Source organism: Brevibacillus massiliensis (genome assembly GCF_000311785.1).
GTDB classification, from domain to species: domain Bacteria; phylum Bacillota; class Bacilli; order Brevibacillales; family Brevibacillaceae; genus Brevibacillus_C; species Brevibacillus_C massiliensis.
The window spans coordinates 1-1,780 of record NZ_CAGW01000126.1 but is presented as its reverse complement, the minus strand read 5'-3'; the positions used below and the strand labels follow the sequence as shown (position 1 = coordinate 1,780).

Genomic DNA, 1,780 nt, shown 5'->3' with positions numbered 1-1,780 from the left:
GAAAGAAAAAAGCGCCTCCTGTATGCTGGGTCTTGGAATGGTCACATTCACTGCCCTAATGAAAAGGAGGACGCTCTACATGAAGTATAAGCTGAAACAGAAACAGAATCAACGGATTACACGAATTACCGAAAAAACACTGGTTGTTGGCGCGGACATCGCCAAAAAGATTCATGTAGCTCGAGCCGTGGATATCCGAGGCATTGAGCTTGGGAAAGAATGTGTGTTCCACAACGATCAGGAGGGGCTAACGAAACTGGCTGCGTGGATGAAGGAGCTTGGCCGGATACATGAGAAAACCGACATCGTATTTGGCATCGAGCCTACCGGACACTACTGGTTCCCGTTAGCGGCATTTTTGAAGGAGCAAGACATCAGGGTCGTCGTCGTGAATCCGCACCATGTGAACAAGAGCAAAGAACTTGAGGACAACTCGCAGACCAAGAGCGACTACAAGGATGCGAAGGTCATTGCCGACCTGATTCGGAGCGGGAAATATTCAGAGCCCAATTTGCCGACCAAGGAATATGCAGAGCTACGCATTCTGATGAATTTTCGGGAGAAGGTCATGGTGAGCTTGAATCAAGTGAAAGCTCGGATTACAAACTGGTTTGACCGCTACTTTCCGGAGTATCCACAAGTGTTTAAGGACTGGGAAGGCAAGGCATCACTGATGACCATGCGCCAGTTTCCCACTCCAGAGGAGATTGTCTCGATAGGCGCCAGAGGCGTTCTCACACATTGGAAGACGGAAATCAAGCGTGGAGTGGGCATCAAGAGAGCGGAGCAGCTCTATGCTGCCGCTACGGTCTCTATCGGGCTTACCGAGGGGCTGACAGCTGCCCGAATCGAGCTTGCCGCCTTGCTGCAGCAGTACGATCTGTACTGCAAGCAAGAAGAAAGCATTATGACGGAAGTCCTGCAGATTCTGGAGAAGATCCCCGGAACGAAGCAAATGCTGAGCATCCCAGGGATTGGCATTCTGACCGTCGCCGGCTTCTTGGCGGAGGTTGGCGATCTGAACAACTACGACCATGGACAGCAGATCATCCGTCTGGCTGGGCTGAATCTGACGGAGAACAGCTCTGGAAAACGTAAGGGAAAGACCGGAATCAGCAAGCGGGGGCGCTCTCGCCTAAGAGGCATCTTGTTCCGCTGCATGCTGCCGATGGTAGCCAAAAACAAAGAGTTTAAAGCGCTCCACGAGTATTATACAACGCGTAGTCAAAATCCGCTCAAGAAGAAGCAATCGATTATCGCCTTATGTGGAAAACTGGTTCGCGTCCTCTATACACTGGGGACAAAGCAGAAAGAGTATAACGCAAACGAAGTATTGGGGCCGATTCGACAAGCCCAGCTACAACAAAGTGCTGCATAAAGCTTATCAACAAACCTGTCATCTCGCTTATTCACATGTGTACAACCATGACAACGGAAGCACCGGAGAAGCCGAAGAATTATAATCCATAAGGGCAACGACCCAGTCGAGGAGCTAGAATCGGCCTCCACCCCTTGAGAGGTAGAACGAAGGAATGTAAGGGCATAGACCCAGCGTGACATGGGAGGGTAAACCCCGAGGGCGGATGTGGAGATCCACTGTGCGATCATACCTTTTTATCCACAGTCTGGAAACTGGTGATTGCAGGCTCTATTCCCGCCACAGCCCTTACAGAAATATTTGTATCTCCTTCAATCTTCCGACAAGAGCTTTAAGATGTCAAAGTTAAAAAACAGAGAATGAGCGAGAAAACAGGAGAAAACATTACTTTATAGTGGGAGG

General features: G+C 49.8%; 1 protein-coding gene. It reads left to right on the top strand.

What is annotated here, in order from left to right; translation table 11 throughout:
- Window positions 1–91 precede the first annotated feature (91 nt).
- Window positions 92–1,378: an IS110 family RNA-guided transposase gene (locus HGBM_RS00020; RefSeq protein ID WP_425358549.1), complete on the top strand. Its 1,287-nt coding sequence runs from the start codon at window positions 92–94 to the stop codon at window positions 1,376–1,378.
- The last annotated feature ends 402 nt before the right edge of the window (window positions 1,379–1,780 follow it).